Source organism: Bacillus sp. REN16 (assembly GCF_020731355.1).
Lineage (GTDB): Bacteria > Bacillota > Bacilli > Bacillales > Bacillaceae_L > Ferdinandcohnia.
Map to the genome: position 1 here is coordinate 24,498 of NZ_JAJFZK010000001.1, position 18,984 is coordinate 43,481.

An 18,984-nucleotide genomic window follows, 5' to 3' on the forward strand; every position below is an offset into this window, starting at 1 on the left:
GTTATAATATTGATAGTTTCGTAAATGAAAGGGGTTGCAATGTTTTGAGAATACTAGTTGTAGGGGCAGGAGCAGTAGGCGGGTATTTTGGAGGAAGACTACTCGAAAAGGGAGAAGAAGTAACATTCTTAGTCCGTGAAAATAGGTATAAACAATTGCAGGAGCATGGACTTCAAATAGAGAGCATTCATGGAAATGTGTCACTGAGGCCGAAGACAATCAAGTCAGGTGAAGAAGCTGATCCATTTGACGTGATCATTCTTTCAACAAAACAGTATCACCTTGAAGGTGCTTTACATAGTATTGAACCATATGTTGGCGAAGACACAATGATTCTTCCATTATTAAATGGTTACAGTCATGTGGATGTGATTAAATCTAGATTTAACCCTGACAACGTAATAGGTGGTTTATGCTTTATCGAATCAACCTTGGATTCAGAAGGAAAAATTGTGCAGACAAGCCCTAACCATCGCGCTTTATTTGGAGAATTTTCTGGAGAAAGAACAGAACGTATTACCAAACTAGCCGAAACTATGTCTGGTACAAAAACAAATATTGATTTAAGTGACAACATTATTCGGGAAATATGGCATAAATACATGTTCATCACTGGATTTTCAGGTCTTACAACTCTAATGAGATCACCGATTGGACCGATTCGTGAAGAGAAAAATGGTCAAAAGTTTATTTTACAGCTTTTTAAAGAAATCGGTTCTTTGATGCGGTCAATTGGTGCACCGATTGATGAAGATATTGAGGAAAAACATTTAAAAACAACGGATCAAATGACATTTGAAATGAAATCCTCGATGCAGCGTGATATGGAAAAAGGTTTGGATATTGAGGCTGATCAATTACAAGGCTATTTATATAAAATTGCCCAGGAAAAAGGGATCGAAACTCCAATATTAGAGATCATTTATTCAAACTTAAAGGTTTATCAAGCACAAAGAGGATAATGTTTGAAAAAGGTAGTGTGTAGACGCACTGCCTTTTTGTTTATAATTGGGAAAAGTGGGGGTTCGCGCTGATTTATGGCCAATAAATTTCATTTACGGCTGTTAAATTGGATTTATGGCCAATAAATCCGATTTATAGCCAATATTTTGAAAATATAGCTAATAGCTTTATAACTCCATTTTTTTATTCAAAAAATACCCCCCTCAACAAGGGGAGAAAGACATTTTATCCAACCACTTTTACAACTGGTTCAACCGTAACTTCGACATTGCCTTTCAGCGTTTGTGAAATGAAGCATGCCTTTTCTGCACGGTGGGCAAGCTGAATCAATTTTTCCTGTAATTCATCATCGGCTTGTTTGACAAAAATAATAGGTTTATGAACAATCTTTTCGAAGACTAAGCGCTTTCCATCCTTGCCAACGGTTCCCTCCGTTTCAACCTCAAGATGAGTGTATTCAAGTTCACGGTTCGAAAGAATAGCGGAAAGGGTAAGCATATAGCAATTTGTTGCGGCAGCAATTAACAATTCCTCTGGATTTGCACCAATTCCAGGTCCGTCAAGCTGCTTTGGAGCCGAGACGACTGTATGGAGTCCATCAGTGGTAATCGTGCCCTCCCCATTTCTGTTTCCCATCCAAGTACCTTTCACAGTAAAAGAACTCATATTGTTCATTCCCTTCATCTATTTTTCTAACAATCTACTTCTATTATATGCACAAAAAATGGAAACAAGGAAGAGATATATCAGAAAAAACAAAAAGCTGATTTCGCATAAAACGAAAATCAGCTTAGTATACAAAGGGAATGCCACATATGCCGTCCCCATATTGTTTCACAACCTGCACTCTCACAGGTGGGTGTTTGCATAAATTGCGCCACCTTCCAATAAATAAAAGGCCTGGTGTTGCAGTTTAATCTCTTAAACTCCCAATAAATTAGTATTCGGTTGAAACAATAGTAGGAAACAAACATCACAGCATGTATTGCTTATGTCTTTATTTTACCGAACCCTCTACTAATTGAAAATAGGTGGTTGTTACCAAATTCATTCCCATTCAGTTTAAATTTGAATATAATAGACGTAGAAGGAGGCAGTGTTGATGACTTGTACGGATTTTACGTTTATGACCGATGACGGGGTCACGATATTTTGTAAAAAGTGGGAAAATGATGGTCAGGTAATACCAAAAGGAGTCGTCCAAATTGCCCATGGGATGGCTGAGCATATCGAACGCTATGATTTATTTGCAAAGGGACTTACAATGGCAGGATATGTCGTTTATGGAAATGACCATCGTGGCCATGGGAAAACAGGTGCGAACTCAAATCAGGCGGGATTTTTTGCAGATGAAAATGGGTTTGATAGAGTTGTTGAAGATATGCATCAGCTCACCAAAATTATGAAAAAGGATCATCCTAATGTTCCGATTTTTCTATTTGGACATAGCATGGGCTCCTTTTTATCACGGAGATACATACAAATCCATGGTGAGCAATTAGCGGGTGTGATACTATCTGGAACAGGAGGAGACCCTGGTTTCATTGGCAAAGTCGGACTTGGAATTGCCAAGTTTGAAATGAAGCGAAAAGGAAAGACAACCAAGAGTCCGCTTATGAATAAGCTTACGTTCGGCAGCTATAATAAAGCATTCAGTCCAACTAGAACTGAATTTGATTGGCTTTCAAGGGATGACAAGGAAGTAGACAAGTATATCGATGATCCACTTTGTGGAGGAATTTTCACAGCTGGCTTCTTCTATGACCTTGTAGGAGGAGTAGCAAAAGTAAATAACCATAGCGCAAATAAAAATGTTTCAAACGGCTTACCAATGTATTTTATTGCCGGGGATCAAGACCCTGTTGGTAACTATTCAAAAGGAGTTCTCCAAGCAGCGGATCTGTACAAAAAAATAGGAATCAAGGATGTAACTGTCCAACTGTATGAAAATAGCCGGCATGAGATCTTAAATGAACTTAACAAAGAGGAAGTATTTAATGATGTTATCAATTGGCTAGACTCGCACATATAAAAAAGGTGTCCCAAAGGCCTTAGCCTCTGAAACACCCGAAAGAGGAGATATTACAGGGATACGCGGTGGATGCGCTTAAAACCTAGTGACTAGTAGCTTGCAAAAGAAACTCCTACAATGATTAATAGGACAAATAGAACCACAATTAACGCAAAGTTGTTGTTGCGTCCGCCTCCATCATAGCTCATAGGTAGCACCTCCTTTTTTCAAGAGATACCATATAGTATGGGAGAGCAACGAATGTGAAATGGACAAACATGGAAAAATTGAAAAAAAGGTTCAAACCTATTTTTTATGAACGAACAAAAAACAAAAAACAACATCCTCTAATATGCAGGGGATGTTGTTTCGTTATCCAACTTCTTTTTCCTTAAGACGAATTTTAACTGTATGGTGTAAGAAATGTAAAAGCATATATAAGCAATAGGTAAACAGAATGAGCAACCCGAAAAAGTCTAAATGGAAAAGCTTAAATACGAGACTCACCCCAGTTGCGATATATAGACCCGCTAAGAAATGTTTAACCTGTTTATCTTCGTAAACTTTTGTAACTTTTGCGCCAAGCTGTCCTCCAACAAGTGCGCCAATAATCAGGCTTCCAATTACGGCAAAATCAAGCTCGACAGTTGATGCATAGGTCGTAAATCCCGCCACAACAATCATGAATACACTTAAGAGGCTTGTACCAACCGCATATTTTGGCTGGAAAGCAAGCACGCCCATTAATAATGGCACAATAATAAAGCCGCCGCCTACTCCTAATGCAGTTGAAACAAAGCCTGCGAATAACCCAATTAACACGATTTTGACATAAGCATATTTCGTTTTAGTATTGGTTTGCTCCTTACTAGGAGGTTTACTAACAAGTATTGAAATTGAAAAATACAAGATGAGTGCTAAATACATCAATGGAATGACAGTGTTTTCTAATTGGTATCTTCCTAAGAAAATCACAAATGGGTGGGCTAGTTGCGTCGCTAGTATCCCACTTATTCCAATAATAATGGATGTCTCCCATTTAATATTTTTTAGTCGAAAATGGGCTACCACTCCGGAGAGTGAGGTAGCAACTGTATACAATAAGCTTGTTGCGATTGCAATTACTGGAGCAAATCCCATAAGGATTAGCGTTGGTGTAAGGATAAAGCCACCGCCAATACCAAAAAAGCCGGACATTACGCCAATACTAAGGCCTAATATGAGGTAAATAAGTAAGTCCTGCAATGGTAAACTCCTTTCATTGTTCACTTCTGTCTTCTGTAAATTTTATAGGAAAAAAGCCATTTCCGTATGTGCACGGACCCATTTTTGTAAAATTAGACAAGAAGATTATCAAAAATGGGCGGGTGATCTAGGAAAGGCGCCTCACAATTGATTTTTTCATTAGTGAGCGGATGTTCTAAGCTTATTCGGGCTGCATGTAGTGCCTGCCTTGGAACAATGGGTTGTCCGCCATATAATGTATCACCTGCAAGCGGATAGCCTAGATGGCTCATATGAACCCGAATTTGATGGGTCCTCCCTGTTAAAAGCTCAAGCTCCACTAGTGTCATTTTTTTATTTACAAAAGTTTGAACGACTTTAAATGTAGTTATTGCCTTTTGCCCTCTCTGGGATACCCTTCTGCGAGTTGGGTGGTGACGATCCCGACCAATGGCCGCATCAATTGTCCCCTTTTTTTGTTTGATGATTCCGTGTACCAAGGCTAGATAGGTTCGTTTGATTTCCCTTTTTTCAAGTCGGCGATCCAAAATGGCTGAGGCAAGTTTATGCTTCGCAAAAATGACCGCACCTGTTGTATCACGGTCAAGGCGATGTATATGGCGAACCTTGGTGAACACACCGTTTGCTTGAAAATGATAGGCAATCGCATTCGCAAGTGTGCCCAGTTGATTTTCTTCGTTCGGATGCGTATCCATTCTTGGTGGTTTGTTGGCAATCAAAAGATGATCATCCTCAAATAAAATGTTTAATTCAGGAATATATTCTGGCTGAACTCCATAATCCTCTTCAATAAAAAGATGGACTCGCAGTTTATCATTGTGTGCCAGTGGAGTATTCCAGTATATAGATTCTCCATTTAGTCTTACACCTTTTTCCATCCGTAATTGATGAATCATTTGCTTTGGCATCGACCATGCATTTTTAAGGATATCTTCAATGGTTAAGCCTTCCCAATCCCTAGGAACGGACAGTTCCAGCCATTCACCTGCTTTTTTTGTTAACATATAATCATCCTTTTGATTATCTTTAGTCTTTGAATTCTTTTAAAAGTATATCCAATCCACATAGTGAATGGAAGAGAAAGGTGGATATATAGGAAAGACTTACCGTACCAAAAGTAAATAATCCTATGTTATTCTATACTTAACTTTATTCAGCATTCACCCACATTGTTTGTAAGTAGGGATGAATGTAATGGGTCTTCAATTCAGTGTGGGGTTCCAACACCGACTGAATACAGTTATAGCCTCCGGCGGATGCCACGATTTTTCAAAGGAAATTTTTCGAGCTTGCTCGAAAAAAATCGGGCGCAAATACGCCAAGGCGCATTTGATTATATTGGAGATATAAGGGTGGGTTTTACATTGAAAATTGTAGTAGCATCAACTCCAGAGCAGGAACATCACATTACAGAGCTAATTGATTACATGTATTCTTCCATCTTTCCAACCTACTTTGAGGATGAGTATATTGGAAAATTTGAAGAATGGAATGTGTTAGCGCCAAAAGAGGAAGACGTCTACTATAACCGAACATTGGATAAGGCTTTTAAAGTCATGTCAAGCCTTCAAGCGATAATTGCTGTTCTGGAAACGATTCGAGAAGAGGGCTACCAGAAAAACCATGGGGATATTTTTGCGAAAAATGTGCAAATTTTGAATGATTACGGTTATTTGTTTCCTTTCACAATTGAAGAATTTCAAAGTGTGAACAATCCAGAAGTGTTAAGTAAATATTCAAAGCCAGCTAATCAATATTTAGCTTAATACATAAAGGCGACGGCAGCCTTTAACACAAATGGCGTAAGGCACCTGCCAATCGTCGACAAGCACGAAAAAATCCCTGCTCAATTCGAGAGCAGGGATTTTTCGTTATTTCAAACTTGCCATTGCGCCTTCGAACCATTGTTTGTATTCATTATGGTCAGGATGATACCCAACAAGACGTGAAACTTCCTCACCATTTTCAAAATGAATTAAAGTAGGTGTATATTCAATACCATAATCTTTCCAGCCTTCTTCAAACTCTAGAAGATTGAATTTCTTTAAGTCAAGTCCCATCTCATCGACCATTGGAACGATGACAGGAGTTGTTTTTTGGCAGTGTGAACATGTTGGACTGTAAAAATAAACAGTCATTGATTCGCCATTTTCTAACTTAGATGCTAATTCATTAGGCAGAATTTGATTTTGGTAGTTCGGATCATCAAGCTGCGCTGTTGTTGCAGGGTCTAATTTTTCTTTTCCGAATGGATTTCCTTCTGCTTTTTGTTTGTTTTGTGTAGTAGTTACATATGCGAGCGCACCAAAAATAGCAACGATTACAACTGTAAAAATGACAATCTTTTTCAAATCTATTTTCCTTCTTTCAACTTTTTTAGTGTAATAAAACTGGTAATTGCAATGGTTGTAAAACCTATTAGGGCAAGAAAAGGAATGGTGACAAAACCAAACCAGTTTATGTATTGGCTTGTACAAGGGACGATTCCACATGCAAGTGAATTCTCACCAACTGTTGGCACTTTTTGAACAAGGTAATGGTAGATCGAAATGGAGCCGCCAATTAAAGATAGTATAAATGTATAGAGTGCAATGGAGTAATTTTTTTTAAAAATAGCGATTCCCAAGATAATGACAAGAGGGTACATAAAAATTCGCTGGTACCAGCATAATTCACATGGCACGAATTTGAGAATTTCAGAAAAATAAAGACTGCCAAGTGTGGATATCAAAGCAGCAGCAAAAGCAATAAATAAATACGTCTCTAGTATCTTTTCAGTTATTTTAGAGTTCATCTTATACCTCATTTCACATAACTATACTCAAAATTATAGTATCACTAGAGGAGATTGTAAAATGTAAAATCTTGAACTGAAGATACTTTTGTGAACAAAGTGTGTCAGTTTAGGGAAATGGACTTTCTTATACATTACCTTATAATAGAAGGTGGATTAGAAGGACAGGAGATGATCTTATGATAAAAGCAGTTATTTTTGATTTTGATGGATTGATATATGATACAGAAACAAATGAATATAACGTACTAAACGAAATCTTTCAGGAGCATGGTTCTGAGCTGCCAATGTCTGTTTGGGGCAAGGTGATTGGAACGCAAGCGGGTTTTAATGCCCTTGCATATTTAGAAGAGCAAATTGGGAAAAAGATTGACCACGAAGAATTGACTAAGATAAGACAGGACAGGTTTAATGAACGAATGAAGAATGAAGGAGCACTACCTGGTGTCGAGGAATATCTATCTGCCGCAAAGAAAGCAGGCTTAAAAATCGGGTTAGCATCAAGCTCAGATTTTAATTGGGTTTCTACTCATTTAAAAAACCTTTGCCTATTTGATTATTTTGAGTGCATCCGTACATCAGATGATGTTGAAAAGGTAAAACCAGACCCATCACTTTATCTAGAGGCGGCAAAATGCTTGGGTGTAGCACCCGAAGAATGTCTTGTCTTTGAAGATTCCGCAAATGGGGCGCTAGCAGCGAAACGTGCAGGAATGTATTGTGTAATAGTACCGAACCAGGTCACTAAGGATTTGGATTTCTGTGAGGTTGATGACCGATTGGAATCGATGGCATTGGTGGAGTTAAAACAATTGATTCAAAAAATTGAAAATAAGTAGGGGGAACAAATGTGGGGATATTGGTAGATGAAGAAGCATTTTTAAGAGAAGCAGTGGGAAAGTATTCGAATAAAGAAACAGAAGAAACTTTACATAGGGCTAAGTTAGCATGTAAAAACACCTTTATTTTTACTCACCCTTGGGATATGGAACGGTGTGAGGAAGAAATTCATTTTCCTAAATCAATAGATTGGACTTACTGTTTTAATGGTGATGAAGAATGGGCTTTTATGTTAAATCGCCAGCGTTTTATGGCTGAAATAGGTATGGCCTATTTGTTAGAAAAGAATGAAGAATATGTGACCCACTGGAAAAGAATTTTTTATGAATGGGTTAAAGCGAATGAAGACAATCGCATTCACCCATATACCTTTCGAAAAATAGATGCAGGAATTCGTGTTACAAATTGGTTAAAGGGTTATCAATACATACAGCAATCTCCACTTTGGGATGAATCAGACAACGCTGTTTTTCTTCAACAATTGAAAGAGCATGGAAACTTTTTAAGTAAGCCATTTAGAGCTTTTGATTTTCAGAGTAATTGGGGATTTTTGGAGTTGAACGGACTGATTCAAGCAGCATTCTTGATGGATGAAGATACAAGGAACCAATGGATAAACGAAAGTCTCCAGCGTATTAATAAAATGATTCCTTTACAAATCTACAACGATGGCTACCAAAAGGAACAATCGCCAATGTATCATCATGAAGTGCTTCATTGTTTAGTAGAAATAAAGTTAATTTTAGAAAAAAATAAGTATGAGGTCCCGTACTATATTACGGATGCTGCCAATCGAATGTATACGGCATCGTTTCAATTAATGAAACCTAATCGACATCAACCAATGCTTGGCGATAGTGATGATACAGATCTACGGGGTATTCTTGCAACCGGAGCCGTTTTATTAAACCGCCCAGATTTAAAGTCGTTGACAGACGAATCTTTTATGTTTGAAGCACTCTGGTACTTCGGAAAAGATGGATTACAAAGATTTCATGCATTAAAATCTAAGGAACCATTATTTACTTCGGCAAATCTTGCGGACTCTGGTGTAACCGTTTTCCGCAGCGGGTGGGCTGAACAGGATGAATACCTCCTTTTTGACCATGGAATAATGGGGCATGTAAACAAAGGCCATGGACATGACGATACCTTGCATATTGAATTAATGGCTGGGGGCAGAGAGTTTTTAATGGACGGCGGACGTTATACCTATTGCGAAACGGAAGAAAGAAAATATTATAAAGAGGCAAAACGCCATAATACAATCACTGTTGATGGCTTTTCTGCTTCAGAATATGTGAATACATGGGAGTGGAAAAACGCAGCTAGGCAGGTAAATGAGTTTAGCCGTACCGAAGGAAAATACCAATACGCAGAGGCCGGACATACTGGCTATTGGCGCTTGGAATCCCCTGTTCATGTAACGAGAAAAATGATTTATTGCCCATCAAAATATTGGTTTGTCCTTGATATTTTTCAAACAAACGGGGTACATAACTATGAACAATATTTGCACTTTCCTGAAAAAACACCGATAGAATGGACAGAAAATGGGGAGTTAACGACCACGTATCCAAATGGCACTAATTTAAAGATCATCCCATTGAATCTGACTCAAACAGATCATGTAACGATCAATAAGGGGAAGATATCAAGACATTATAATAAAGAAACTTCCGCTCCATCTGTTCTAGTTCAATATAAGGATAAAGGTTCATTCGTTGCTCCCTTCCTTATGATGGCGCTAACAAAGGAAAAAGATGTTAAAACAAGAAAACTAGAAGTATCACACTTAAATGGAGCAATCAAGAATGAAATGGAAGCTGTAGCCTATGAAATATCAATAGATGGTAAAAAAGATATTTTAGTATTTTCATTAAATGGTGCCGATAGTTTACTAGTTGAAGATTTTCAATTATGCGGGGAAACAGTAGTCATTTCTGAACAGGATGATCGAGGATTTAAGATTCACAATTTAAAGGCTTAAAAACAGATCGGGTGGCTTCATTAATAGCCACCCAACCCCTCAAGACATATTATTTATTATGTCGATTACCTCATGTTGTACAAGCAGCTTTATGACTTCCTTCGTATTTCGTCTATCAAATTTTTTTAAGATACTATTCACTTGCTTTTTGATTGTATCTATTTCGACACAACGCAGTTTGGCTATTTCTTTCCGAGAATAGTTATTACATAATAACTTTAAAACAATCAATTCGGATGGTGTTAGGGTTGATATGATTTTAAATATGGAAGAAAAATTAGCTTCTAATTGTTTTATTCTAGCAAATTCTTCACGAATTTTACTTGCGATAACTGGCCGAATTGGAGATGTATTTGTGATGGCACAGTTAATTGCTTCAATGATTTCCTCTTTTGCCGCATTTTTTAGAACATAGTCCACTATCCCTGTTTGAAAAGCAGCGAAAACAAGATTATTATCCTGATGTACTGTTAGTATAATAATCTTAGTATCTGGTAACTGGCTGCTAATTTCTGAAGAAGCATTTATACCAGCCATATAATCTTCCATTTCAATATCCATTAAGATAATATCAGGTTTCTTTGCTAATGACACTCTGACCGCATCCTGACCAGTTCCAACGGAATCAGTTAATACAAGGTTGGATTCATTTGAAATAATACGTTCTAAACGTCTACGATGTGCTTCAATGTCATCTGCAATAAGTATATCAATTTTTTCCATATTAATCGCCTCCTAACGAATTAGTTAATCAAAGAAAAAGTGGTAAAAAGATACTAAATTGTGTGCCTTTATTTTGAACACTATCGATTTCTATTTTTCCTTCATGGCCTGAAACAATTTTATGACAATAGGAAAGTCCTATTCCCCAATTTGTTGAGGATGATTTCGTCGAATAAAAAGGGGGAAAATCTCATTAAAATTATCGGTCTGTATGCCACTCCCATTATCTTTGATTATGATAACACCCCAATCGCCGATTTCCTCAACTTCAACTTCCACTATGCCTGTTTCTGCTGAAACAACTTCTAATGCGTTTTTAATCATATTATAGATGGATTCTTGTAAATGATCTTCATCACCGCGAACAATAATTGAATGATTGGCTGGGTGGTATTTCAATAAAATCTTTGAATTTTTTAAATTAACCCTTTTTAAAGCGGTTTTGACAGGAATGTCCAGATCAATAGCCTGGAAATTCAAAGTAATTTGATTTAGTTTGTTACCGGCATCTTCAATTCGATTAAACGCCTGCTGACAATAATCATGGATCAGATCAAGACTATAATGAGCCTCCTCATCATTACCAGCCCGTTCTTTTAAATACTCCGCTTCTGAACGTATTGCAACTAAATGATTTTTGATTGAATGGGTGAAAGCACGTATCCCCAAAGAAGCGGTGTCAATTCTTCGGTCAGTAGTATGGACTAGGTTTTTATAGTACATCTCAATTGAATTATATTTAAAAACGATATAAGCCATAAATACTAAAATAAGGACGGCTATTAACGGGAAAATTTGTATATTCAATAAAAAATTACTCATACTTGGATGTAAATAATTTGGATAATCGGTACTAAAAGTGGCCCTTACCAGTATGTCTGGTGCCCAAGAGAACATAGATAAATAAACACATGCTAGCAGAAATAAACCAATAAGGTTAAAAAGGGTGTATCTTTTAATAAAACGAATATGTGAATGTGCGATATAGTACCGAATGAATAGAACAATACCGATAACAATAAATCCAATATTTAAATACATAAAGGCTTTGTCAACTACTTTAATGTAGGAATTGTAAAGTCCATGCAGGTTATGATCAATTGCTACGTTTTGTAAAAATAGGTTTATCTTCGGATCATAGAAAATGTACTGCATGATTGCAATTATCGTGAGAACGATGTACCATGGGATCATTTTTCGATTGCCTATTCTGCTATTTGTATATGAAATAGAGAATAATAGAAAACAAAGATAAAATAGAATTGCCCCAAAATTCAACAGCCGAATCAGAAAATTTGGATCGAAATTTTGCAGCACCAGATAATTCCAGGAACCTGGGGTGAAGTTAAAAAACTTACTCACAATTTTATAAGAAATATTGGATTTACTAAGATAGAGCACCAAACCAATAAAAGATAGTGTATAGCCAATTGTTAAACTAAAGAGAAAAATGGTGGAGTAACTCGTTATATTTCGATAGATTAAGATAATTGTAATGGATAATAGCAAAATCGCGATAAAGAACATTTCTGTCCCCCTTGAAGTATGTATTTAAAAATGAAGTAAAAGGGGAATGAAATTTTCACCTTTTACAAAAAAGTTTGAAAAGTTACAATAAAGTAAGCCTTTACACAAGGCAATTATACTAAATAAATGAAGTTAAAAGGGGGAAATATTTTGAAAAAGGTATTTAGTTATCTAATCTTTATTGCACTCGTCCTGTTTTTAGCAGCTTGTGGTGACTCTGCATCAGGTGATGGAGAAAAGACTGATGACTCTTCTAGTAAAAAAGAATCTGGAGAAGTTGCTTTAAAAGTAGCGGTATTTCCAGCAGATTTACCAACATTTGAAAGCGCATACGAAAAGTTCAAAGAAGAAAATCCAGATATCAAAGTAGAATTTGAAACATTCCCGCAAGAACAATACTATGAAAAAATTAGAATGCAGCTTTCTGGTGGTATAGGTTATGACGTCTTTGCGGGTCAAATCGATACAATGATGGATACTGGTATTATTGAGCCACTTGATTCTTATATTGAAAAAAGTGATTTAGATGTAGCAGGATTTGCTTCTATGTATGATGCAATGAAGTACGATGAAGGAGTTTTAGGACTACCTTATCGTAAATCAAATAATATGATGTTCTACAACAAAGATTTATTTGATCAAGCTGGTGTGGAATACCCAAGCGAGGACATGACTTGGGAGGAATTCCGTGAGGTTGCTAAGAAACTCACTAGCGGAAGTGGTGCAGATAAAACTTACGGTGCGTATATTCAACAATGGCCTCAGCTTTGGTATATGCAAGGTGTCCAAACTGGAGCATCCATTATTGATAAAGATTTAAGCATTTTCGAAGATTCTCTTCAATACCGTATGGATTTGGAAAAAGATGGTTCTATTATGAGCTGGTCAGAACAAGTTTCAACAGGTGCGCATTATAATGCAGCCTTTCAAAAGGGAAATGTTGCAATGAATATCATTGGTGATTGGCATGTTGCCCAGCTTCGTCAAGCTGAAGAAGAAGGAAAGTTATCCTTTGACTGGGATGTCGTTCCTGTACCACATCCTGAGGGCGTAGAGGCAAATACGACACTTGCGTTACCAGTTTCTCTCATGTTGAATTCCAAGTCAGAAAACAAAGATGCGGCATTTACATTCCTGAGCTATATGACAGGTAAACAAGGCGCTGAAATCTTTGCTGGCGACGGATATCTTACTGGTTATGTAGATGAAGATGTTAAATCTATTTATCTAGGAGATGGGTCACTAAAGCCCGTAAATGCACACTATTTCTTGGAAACTACTGAATACCCAGAGTATCCGATGTACGTTGGGGTTAAAAATATTGTAGTGCAGCAAATTTACAAACAAGAAGGAGAACTTGCTCTAATCGGTGAACAGACGGCAGATGAAGCCATCAAGAATATTGCAAAGCGTGTTCAAGACGAATGGGCTAGTAAATACGCTGATAAATAGGTATCAATGACACCAAAACATGGTGGGATGAGCACTGTATTAACAAATACGGTGCTTCATTCTTATCATAGAAGGGAAGAAAAACGATGAGTAAAAATAACAAAAAAAATACGACATTAAAAAAGAGAAATCGCCTCGTTGGTTATTCGTTTCTTCTGCCAAATATCTTAGGTTTTCTAGCTTTTATTTTCCTGCCAGTGATTGCGTCATTTTTAATGAGTTTTACGTCATGGAATGGGTTTGGAAAAATTGAATTTATTGGGTTAGAGAATTACGTGAGATTGATTGGGGATACGGATTTTAAAATTTCATTAGTAAACACCGTATTATTTACCCTCATTTCAGTGCCTGTTACTTTATTTTTATCAATCTTAATTGCGGTAGCAATTAACAAAGGGATGCGATTTGTAAAAGTGTTCCGTACAGCAGTTTTTTTACCTTATGTAACCTCAACAATTGCTGTAGCCGCTGTCTGGCAACTCATTTTTAATCCTACGGCTGGACCCGTTAATGGATTTTTATCGAACCTTGGGATTGAAAATCTACCAGGATGGTTTGCTTCTCCTGATTGGGCACTCGTATCCGTATCCATTGTATACATATGGCATTCTGTCGGATACTACATGATTATCTTTTTAGCAGGTTTGCAAGGAATTTCAGATGATGTTTATGAAGCGGCAAACATCGATGGCGCAGGGCCCATTACAAAGTTCTTTAAAATTACATTGCCAATGCTATCGCCAATTATGTTCTTTACTTCTATTATTGCAATCATCAATTCCTTTAAAGTGTTCGACTTTATCTACGCGTTAACAGGAGGAGGACCAGGTCGTTCTACGCAAGTGCTAGTGTACGATATTTATACAACAGCCTTTAAGGAGTATGAATATGGGTATGCTTCTGCAATGGCCTATGTTCTGTTTATTTTAATTCTTATTTTTGCTTTATTAAATTATTTAGGGCAACGAAAATCCCTTAATGCATAACGAATTTAGACAAAGAGGAGGGAATCGATTTATGGAATTAGTAACGAATTCAAAAAAAGTGGAATTGAAGAAAAATCATAAAAAACTACTGCCAAAAATGAAACTAGGCACCATCATGAAATATGTATTTATAATTGCCTTGTCACTCTTAATGGTAATTCCTTTTATTTGGATGCTTTCTTCTTCTTTTAAGGCAGAATCTGAAATATTTGGAATTCCTATTCAGTGGATACCAGAAACGTTTTACTGGAGTAATTATGTAGAAGTGTGGACGAGGGTACCGTTTCATATTTACTATTTGAACACATTAAAAATAACTGTAATCACGGTAATTCTCAACGTGATCACAAGTTCAATGGCAGGATATGCGTTTGCGAAAGTAAGATTTCCGGAACGCGATAAATTATTCTTCCTTTATTTAGCAACGATGATGATTCCGTATCAAGTGATGATGATTCCGCAATTTATGTTGATGAGTGAGCTTGGACTAGTGAATAATCATTTATCGCTCATCTTATTGGGAGCATTTAACCCATTTGGAGTATTCTTGTTCCGCCAATTTTTCACATCTATCCCTGATGAATTATTAGAGGCTGCAAGAATTGATGGTTTAAATGAATTTGGAATATATCTCAGAATTATTTTGCCATTGTCGAAACCGGCAATTGCGACCTTAGTTATCTTTTCTTTCATGCATACATGGAATGACTTCCTTGGACCATTGATTTATTTAACATCGGATCATCTATACACGATCCAATTAGGGATCCAGCATTTTGTGACCGAATATAACACTGAGTACGCCTTATTAATGGGGGCTGCAGTTTCTGCGATTATCCCGACTGTTATTGTCTTTTTCTTAGCGCAAGACCATTTCGTTAAAGGAATTGCATCATCGGGTATTAAAGGATAAAAAATGAATTAGTGGTGAAAAGTATTATGTCCCCACTGTTTCAAATTCTCCAAAGGAACGACGACATGAGTGGCATTAAGAAAACATAATTGGGAGTGTAGAAAAAAATGAGATCTATCAGAAGAATAGGAATACTAACTGTGATTTGCTTCTTAGTATTAACTAGTCTTACAGGAAATCAATTTTTTGCGAATGCCAACAATGTCAATAATGCAAATTTATTAAACCCCGGATTTGAAGAAACGGTTGACCCGGGCGGGGGGTGGGATGGGTTAGGAGCATCAAATTGGAATGTTTGGGTGCCAACTGGTGATCCCATTGTTTCAATCTCAGAAGAAGCGAGAATGGAAGGTAAATATGGCCTATTGATTCGAGCGAATGAAACAGCACGTACGTCTGTTAATCAGGATATTCCTGTCACAGGCGGGGACCATTACCGGGTTAGCAGCTGGCTTAAAACAGATAACATTGTTAGCGGTCAGGGGGCTAGGATCCGCATTACCACATTTGTAGGGGATCAACAATTGGATTTAATTTATTCGGATCGATTCACAGGAACTCATGACTGGACAAAGATTGAAAAGGATTTAGATCTTCCGGCAGAAGTTGATCGAATTCGAGTTCAGCTTTTCTTTGAAACTGGAACGGGTACAGCAATGTTTGACAATGTGTCCGTAGAGCATATTAACCCTGCAAAAAAGATTACTATTCATGAAGAGGAAATCACATTAGTAGAGCAGGAAAGCACCAAGTTACATTTAATGGTTGAACCCTCAAATTCTAGCTCTACAATAACTTGGTTGTCCTTGGATGAGAAGGTTGCAATGATTGAAAACGGAAAGGTTTTTGCAGTTGGAGAAGGTGAAACTAAGATTATTGTCTTTTCAGACAATGGTTTACAAGATAGCGTTACCGTGAAAGTAAGTCGTAATGAAGAAATGGCAAAGCCAGAATTAGAAAAAATTAGTTTAAAGCCTGCTGAACTAGCATTAGTTACTGGTCAAGTAAGAGTCATTGATGTGATATCTCAACCACAAGATGCGGTTACGGATAATCTCGTTTGGTCTTCTTCCAATCAGGAGGTCGTTAATGTTAAAAATGGTGTAGTCGAAGCCTTAGGTGCAGGATCAGCAGTTGTTAAGGTGCAGAATGAAGAGGGTACTTTAACAAGTGAAACAACGTTTACTGTTACTGAGGCTATTAAGGATGAATACGACGGGCTCAGAAAAAGATGGGAGAGTTCGCTAACTTCCAATGAATATTACGATCCAACCAATGAGCGAATGATTCAAGTAATTGAAAACCAAACCACTAAAGCAGAACATTTGTGGAGGACCATGAACAAAAACCAAGAGAGATCCTTCTTATGGATTGAGTATTCTGCCTTCGATAATTCCTCTGATATTCGGGATAGTTATCGTAACTTAACAGCTATGGCGAAATCATTTGCAAATGAACATTCCACTTTATATCAGAATCCGGAATTATTTAAGGATATTGCTTCTGGATTAGAATGGCTTTATGAAAATCACTATAATGAATCAATTAGTCAATGGAGCAATTGGTGGCATTGGGAAATCGGAGTTCCTAAGGAGTTAAATGATTTAATGGTACTCTTATACGATTATGTAGATTTAGATACCGTTCATCGTTATTTAGCTGTAGTCGATCATTTTCAGCCAGATCCCACAAAATCGGGAGCAACTACACCAAATAATTACCGAGAAGCAGTTGGTGCAAACCGTATAGATGTAAGTAAAGTCGTTGCTGTTCGAGGTGTAATTGTAAAGGATAGTGGGAAAATCGCAGCTGCGCGCGATGCACTTAGTCAAACCTTCCTAAATGTTACTCAAGGAGATGGTTTTTATGAGGACGGTTCCTTTATCCAGCATGAAGATGTTGCATACACTGGCTCCTACGGTAATGTCCTCCTAGAAGGGTTAACAGATATGTTAGAACTATTAAGTGATTCTACTTGGAAGGTCACTGACCCTAATGTTGAAAATGTGTATGAATGGGTGGGGAAATCATATGAACCGCTAATGTACAAAGGTGCACTAATGGATATGGTGCGAGGAAGAGCGATTTCAAGGTCATTCTTACAAGACCATCAAGCGGGGCAAACAATCATTAAAACTGTTATACGGATGGCGGAATTTGCACCAGAACCATATGCTCAAAAATATAAGGCTATGGCAAAATTCTGGATTGAAGAGGATGAATATTATAACTACTTTAAAAATACAAGTAACTTCAAGGACTATTCACTTGCACAAGATTTAATCAATGATGCATCCGTCATTTCAAGAGGAGAACTGGATCTTCATGTAACTTATGCAAATATGGATCGGATTATTCACCGTAAAACAGGATATGCATTTGGTATAAGCATGTACTCAAAACGTGTACAAAACTACGAAGATATGAATAACGAAAATCGAAAAGGCTGGTATACCGGAGAAGGAATGACATATTTGTATAATGGCGACCTGGCCCAATATAGTGATGATTTTTGGGCGACAGTTAATCCTTACCGGATGCCAGGAACTACCATTGATACTATGCATAGAGCAGATGGCAGCGGTGAGCATAATTCCACACAAACATGGGTGGGCGGTTCAACGCTCAATACTTACGGAACTGCTGGAATGTCTTATGATGCATGGAATAGCACTTTAGTAGCTAAGAAATCATGGTTTATGTTCAATGATGAAATTGTTGCACTAGGAGCAGGAATTTCAAGTGATGAAACGAGAAACGTGGAAACGATTATTGAAAATCGAAAAATTCGAGATGATGGTTCAAACCGGCTAATTATTAATGGAGAAATTCAGGATGGCAAAGAAAAAACGCTTACTGCGAATTGGGCATTCCTTGAAGGGACTGTAAAAGGTGCTGATATCGGTTATTACTTCCCTAACGAAAAACAAATTACTGTAAAAAAGGAAGAAAGAACAGGCGCATGGTCTGACATTAATTATACAGAACCAACAGATAAGGTTAGCAGGTCGTATGCATCGATGTGGATTAACCATGGTGTTGCACCGCAGCAAGATACGTATGCATATGTCCTTCTTCCAAGTAAGAGTCAAGAACAAACAGAACAATATGCTCTCAACCCTGATATTGAGATTTTGAAAAACGATGATGCTGTTCAGGCGGTTTATGATAAAAGAGAACATATCGTTGGGGCAAATTTCTGGACTAATGAGAGGCAGACAGTTGGACCTTTAACCGTTGACCAGCAAGCTTCCATTACAATGCAGGCAAAAGATGGGGTTCTAGAAATTGCAGTTTCTGACCCGACCATGGAAAACGAGGGTTATATCGAAATTGAAATTGAAGGTAAGGCATTTTCTGTATTAGAAGCTGATAAGAACATTGAAGTAGTGAAAACAAAACCTTCAATTAAATTAAAAGTAAATGTAAAAGACGCAAAAGGTGAAACTTTTAAAACAAAACTAAAACTTATTCCAAATCAATATAAGTTTTAGTTTAACAGCAGAAGTCCCCTACTTATTAAAGTGGGGGATGAGTGCA

General features: G+C 37.3%; 16 protein-coding genes, 1 other RNA gene and 1 pseudogene. 9 read left to right on the forward strand and 9 right to left on the reverse strand.

Annotated features, from left to right (window positions below; all coding sequences use genetic code 11):
- The first annotated feature begins 44 nt into the window (after positions 1-44).
- The gene (locus LKW28_RS00095; RefSeq protein WP_229138307.1) at positions 45-962 is read left to right on the forward strand and encodes a ketopantoate reductase family protein; all 918 of its coding nucleotides are present in this window, start codon (positions 45-47) and stop codon (positions 960-962) included.
- A gap of 226 nt (positions 963-1,188) precedes the next feature.
- On the opposite strand, the gene LKW28_RS00100 is transcribed toward LKW28_RS00095, so the two are convergent.
- Together LKW28_RS00100 and ssrS are read right to left on the reverse strand one after the other, a co-directional pair.
- Complete coding sequence (locus tag LKW28_RS00100) at positions 1,189-1,629, reverse strand: OsmC family protein (RefSeq protein ID WP_229138308.1); 441 nt, start codon at positions 1,627-1,629, stop codon at positions 1,189-1,191.
- A gap of 136 nt (positions 1,630-1,765) precedes the next feature.
- A non-coding RNA gene (gene ssrS, locus LKW28_RS00105) (6S RNA) lies at positions 1,766-1,948 on the reverse strand.
- A gap of 117 nt (positions 1,949-2,065) precedes the next feature.
- Between ssrS and LKW28_RS00110 the strand changes: the two genes are divergently transcribed.
- Complete coding sequence (locus tag LKW28_RS00110) at positions 2,066-2,995, forward strand: alpha/beta hydrolase (RefSeq protein WP_229138309.1); 930 nt, start codon at positions 2,066-2,068, stop codon at positions 2,993-2,995.
- Positions 2,996-3,084: 89 nt separating this feature from the next.
- Here LKW28_RS00110 and LKW28_RS00115 read toward each other — a convergent pair whose 3' ends face one another.
- From LKW28_RS00115 to LKW28_RS00125, 3 genes are all read right to left on the reverse strand, one after another.
- Positions 3,085-3,183 carry a YjcZ family sporulation protein gene (locus tag LKW28_RS00115; protein WP_229138310.1) on the reverse strand — a complete coding sequence of 33 codons (99 nt, stop codon included), beginning with the start codon at positions 3,181-3,183 and terminating at the stop codon, positions 3,085-3,087.
- Positions 3,184-3,346: 163 nt separating this feature from the next.
- Complete coding sequence (locus LKW28_RS00120; protein ID WP_229138311.1) at positions 3,347-4,219, reverse strand: sulfite exporter TauE/SafE family protein; 873 nt, start codon at positions 4,217-4,219, stop codon at positions 3,347-3,349.
- Between the two features lie 92 nt (positions 4,220-4,311).
- The gene (locus LKW28_RS00125) at positions 4,312-5,223 is read right to left on the reverse strand and encodes an RluA family pseudouridine synthase (protein ID WP_229138312.1); all 912 of its coding nucleotides are present in this window, start codon (positions 5,221-5,223) and stop codon (positions 4,312-4,314) included.
- A 360-nt stretch (positions 5,224-5,583) separates the two neighbouring features.
- Between LKW28_RS00125 and LKW28_RS00130 the strand changes: the two genes are divergently transcribed.
- Positions 5,584-5,985: a DUF5365 family protein gene (locus tag LKW28_RS00130; protein WP_229138313.1), complete on the forward strand. Its 402-nt coding sequence runs from the start codon at positions 5,584-5,586 to the stop codon at positions 5,983-5,985.
- A 105-nt stretch (positions 5,986-6,090) separates the two neighbouring features.
- Here the strand turns inward: LKW28_RS00130 and LKW28_RS00135 are convergent, their stop codons facing one another.
- Positions 6,091-6,570: a thioredoxin family protein gene (locus LKW28_RS00135; RefSeq protein ID WP_229138314.1), complete on the reverse strand. Its 480-nt coding sequence runs from the start codon at positions 6,568-6,570 to the stop codon at positions 6,091-6,093.
- A gap of 2 nt (positions 6,571-6,572) precedes the next feature.
- Positions 6,573-7,013 (reverse strand): disulfide oxidoreductase, encoded by a 441-nt coding sequence (locus LKW28_RS00140; protein WP_229138315.1) that lies wholly within the window; start codon positions 7,011-7,013, stop codon positions 6,573-6,575.
- A gap of 179 nt (positions 7,014-7,192) precedes the next feature.
- Between LKW28_RS00140 and LKW28_RS00145 the strand changes: the two genes are divergently transcribed.
- Entirely contained in the window at positions 7,193-7,852 is a 660-nt protein-coding gene (locus tag LKW28_RS00145) for an HAD family hydrolase (protein WP_229138316.1), read from the forward strand.
- A gap of 11 nt (positions 7,853-7,863) precedes the next feature.
- Positions 7,864-9,843, forward strand: a complete 1,980-nt coding sequence (locus LKW28_RS00150; protein ID WP_229138317.1) for an alginate lyase family protein — start codon at positions 7,864-7,866, stop codon at positions 9,841-9,843.
- Between the two features lie 39 nt (positions 9,844-9,882).
- Here LKW28_RS00150 and LKW28_RS00155 read toward each other — a convergent pair whose 3' ends face one another.
- Together LKW28_RS00155 and LKW28_RS00165 are read right to left on the reverse strand one after the other, a co-directional pair.
- On the reverse strand, positions 9,883-10,566 hold the full coding sequence (locus tag LKW28_RS00155; protein WP_229138318.1) for a response regulator transcription factor: 684 nt from the start codon (positions 10,564-10,566) through the stop codon (positions 9,883-9,885).
- Between the two features lie 28 nt (positions 10,567-10,594).
- Positions 10,595-12,093: pseudogene (locus LKW28_RS00165) on the reverse strand (sensor histidine kinase).
- Positions 12,094-12,243: 150 nt separating this feature from the next.
- On the opposite strand from LKW28_RS00165, the gene LKW28_RS00170 reads away from it, so the two are divergent.
- The 4 genes from LKW28_RS00170 to LKW28_RS00185 all read left to right on the forward strand — a co-directional run bounded on the left by LKW28_RS00170 (position 12,244) and on the right by LKW28_RS00185 (position 18,938).
- Entirely contained in the window at positions 12,244-13,545 is a 1,302-nt protein-coding gene (locus LKW28_RS00170) for an ABC transporter substrate-binding protein (protein ID WP_229138320.1), read from the forward strand.
- An 86-nt stretch (positions 13,546-13,631) separates the two neighbouring features.
- Entirely contained in the window at positions 13,632-14,531 is a 900-nt protein-coding gene (locus LKW28_RS00175) for a carbohydrate ABC transporter permease (protein ID WP_229138321.1), read from the forward strand.
- 31 nt (positions 14,532-14,562) lie between these two features.
- Entirely contained in the window at positions 14,563-15,444 is an 882-nt protein-coding gene (locus tag LKW28_RS00180) for a carbohydrate ABC transporter permease (protein WP_324254991.1), read from the forward strand.
- A gap of 107 nt (positions 15,445-15,551) precedes the next feature.
- Positions 15,552-18,938, forward strand: a complete 3,387-nt coding sequence (locus LKW28_RS00185) for a polysaccharide lyase family 8 super-sandwich domain-containing protein (protein ID WP_229138322.1) — start codon at positions 15,552-15,554, stop codon at positions 18,936-18,938.
- The last annotated feature ends 46 nt before the right edge of the window (positions 18,939-18,984 follow it).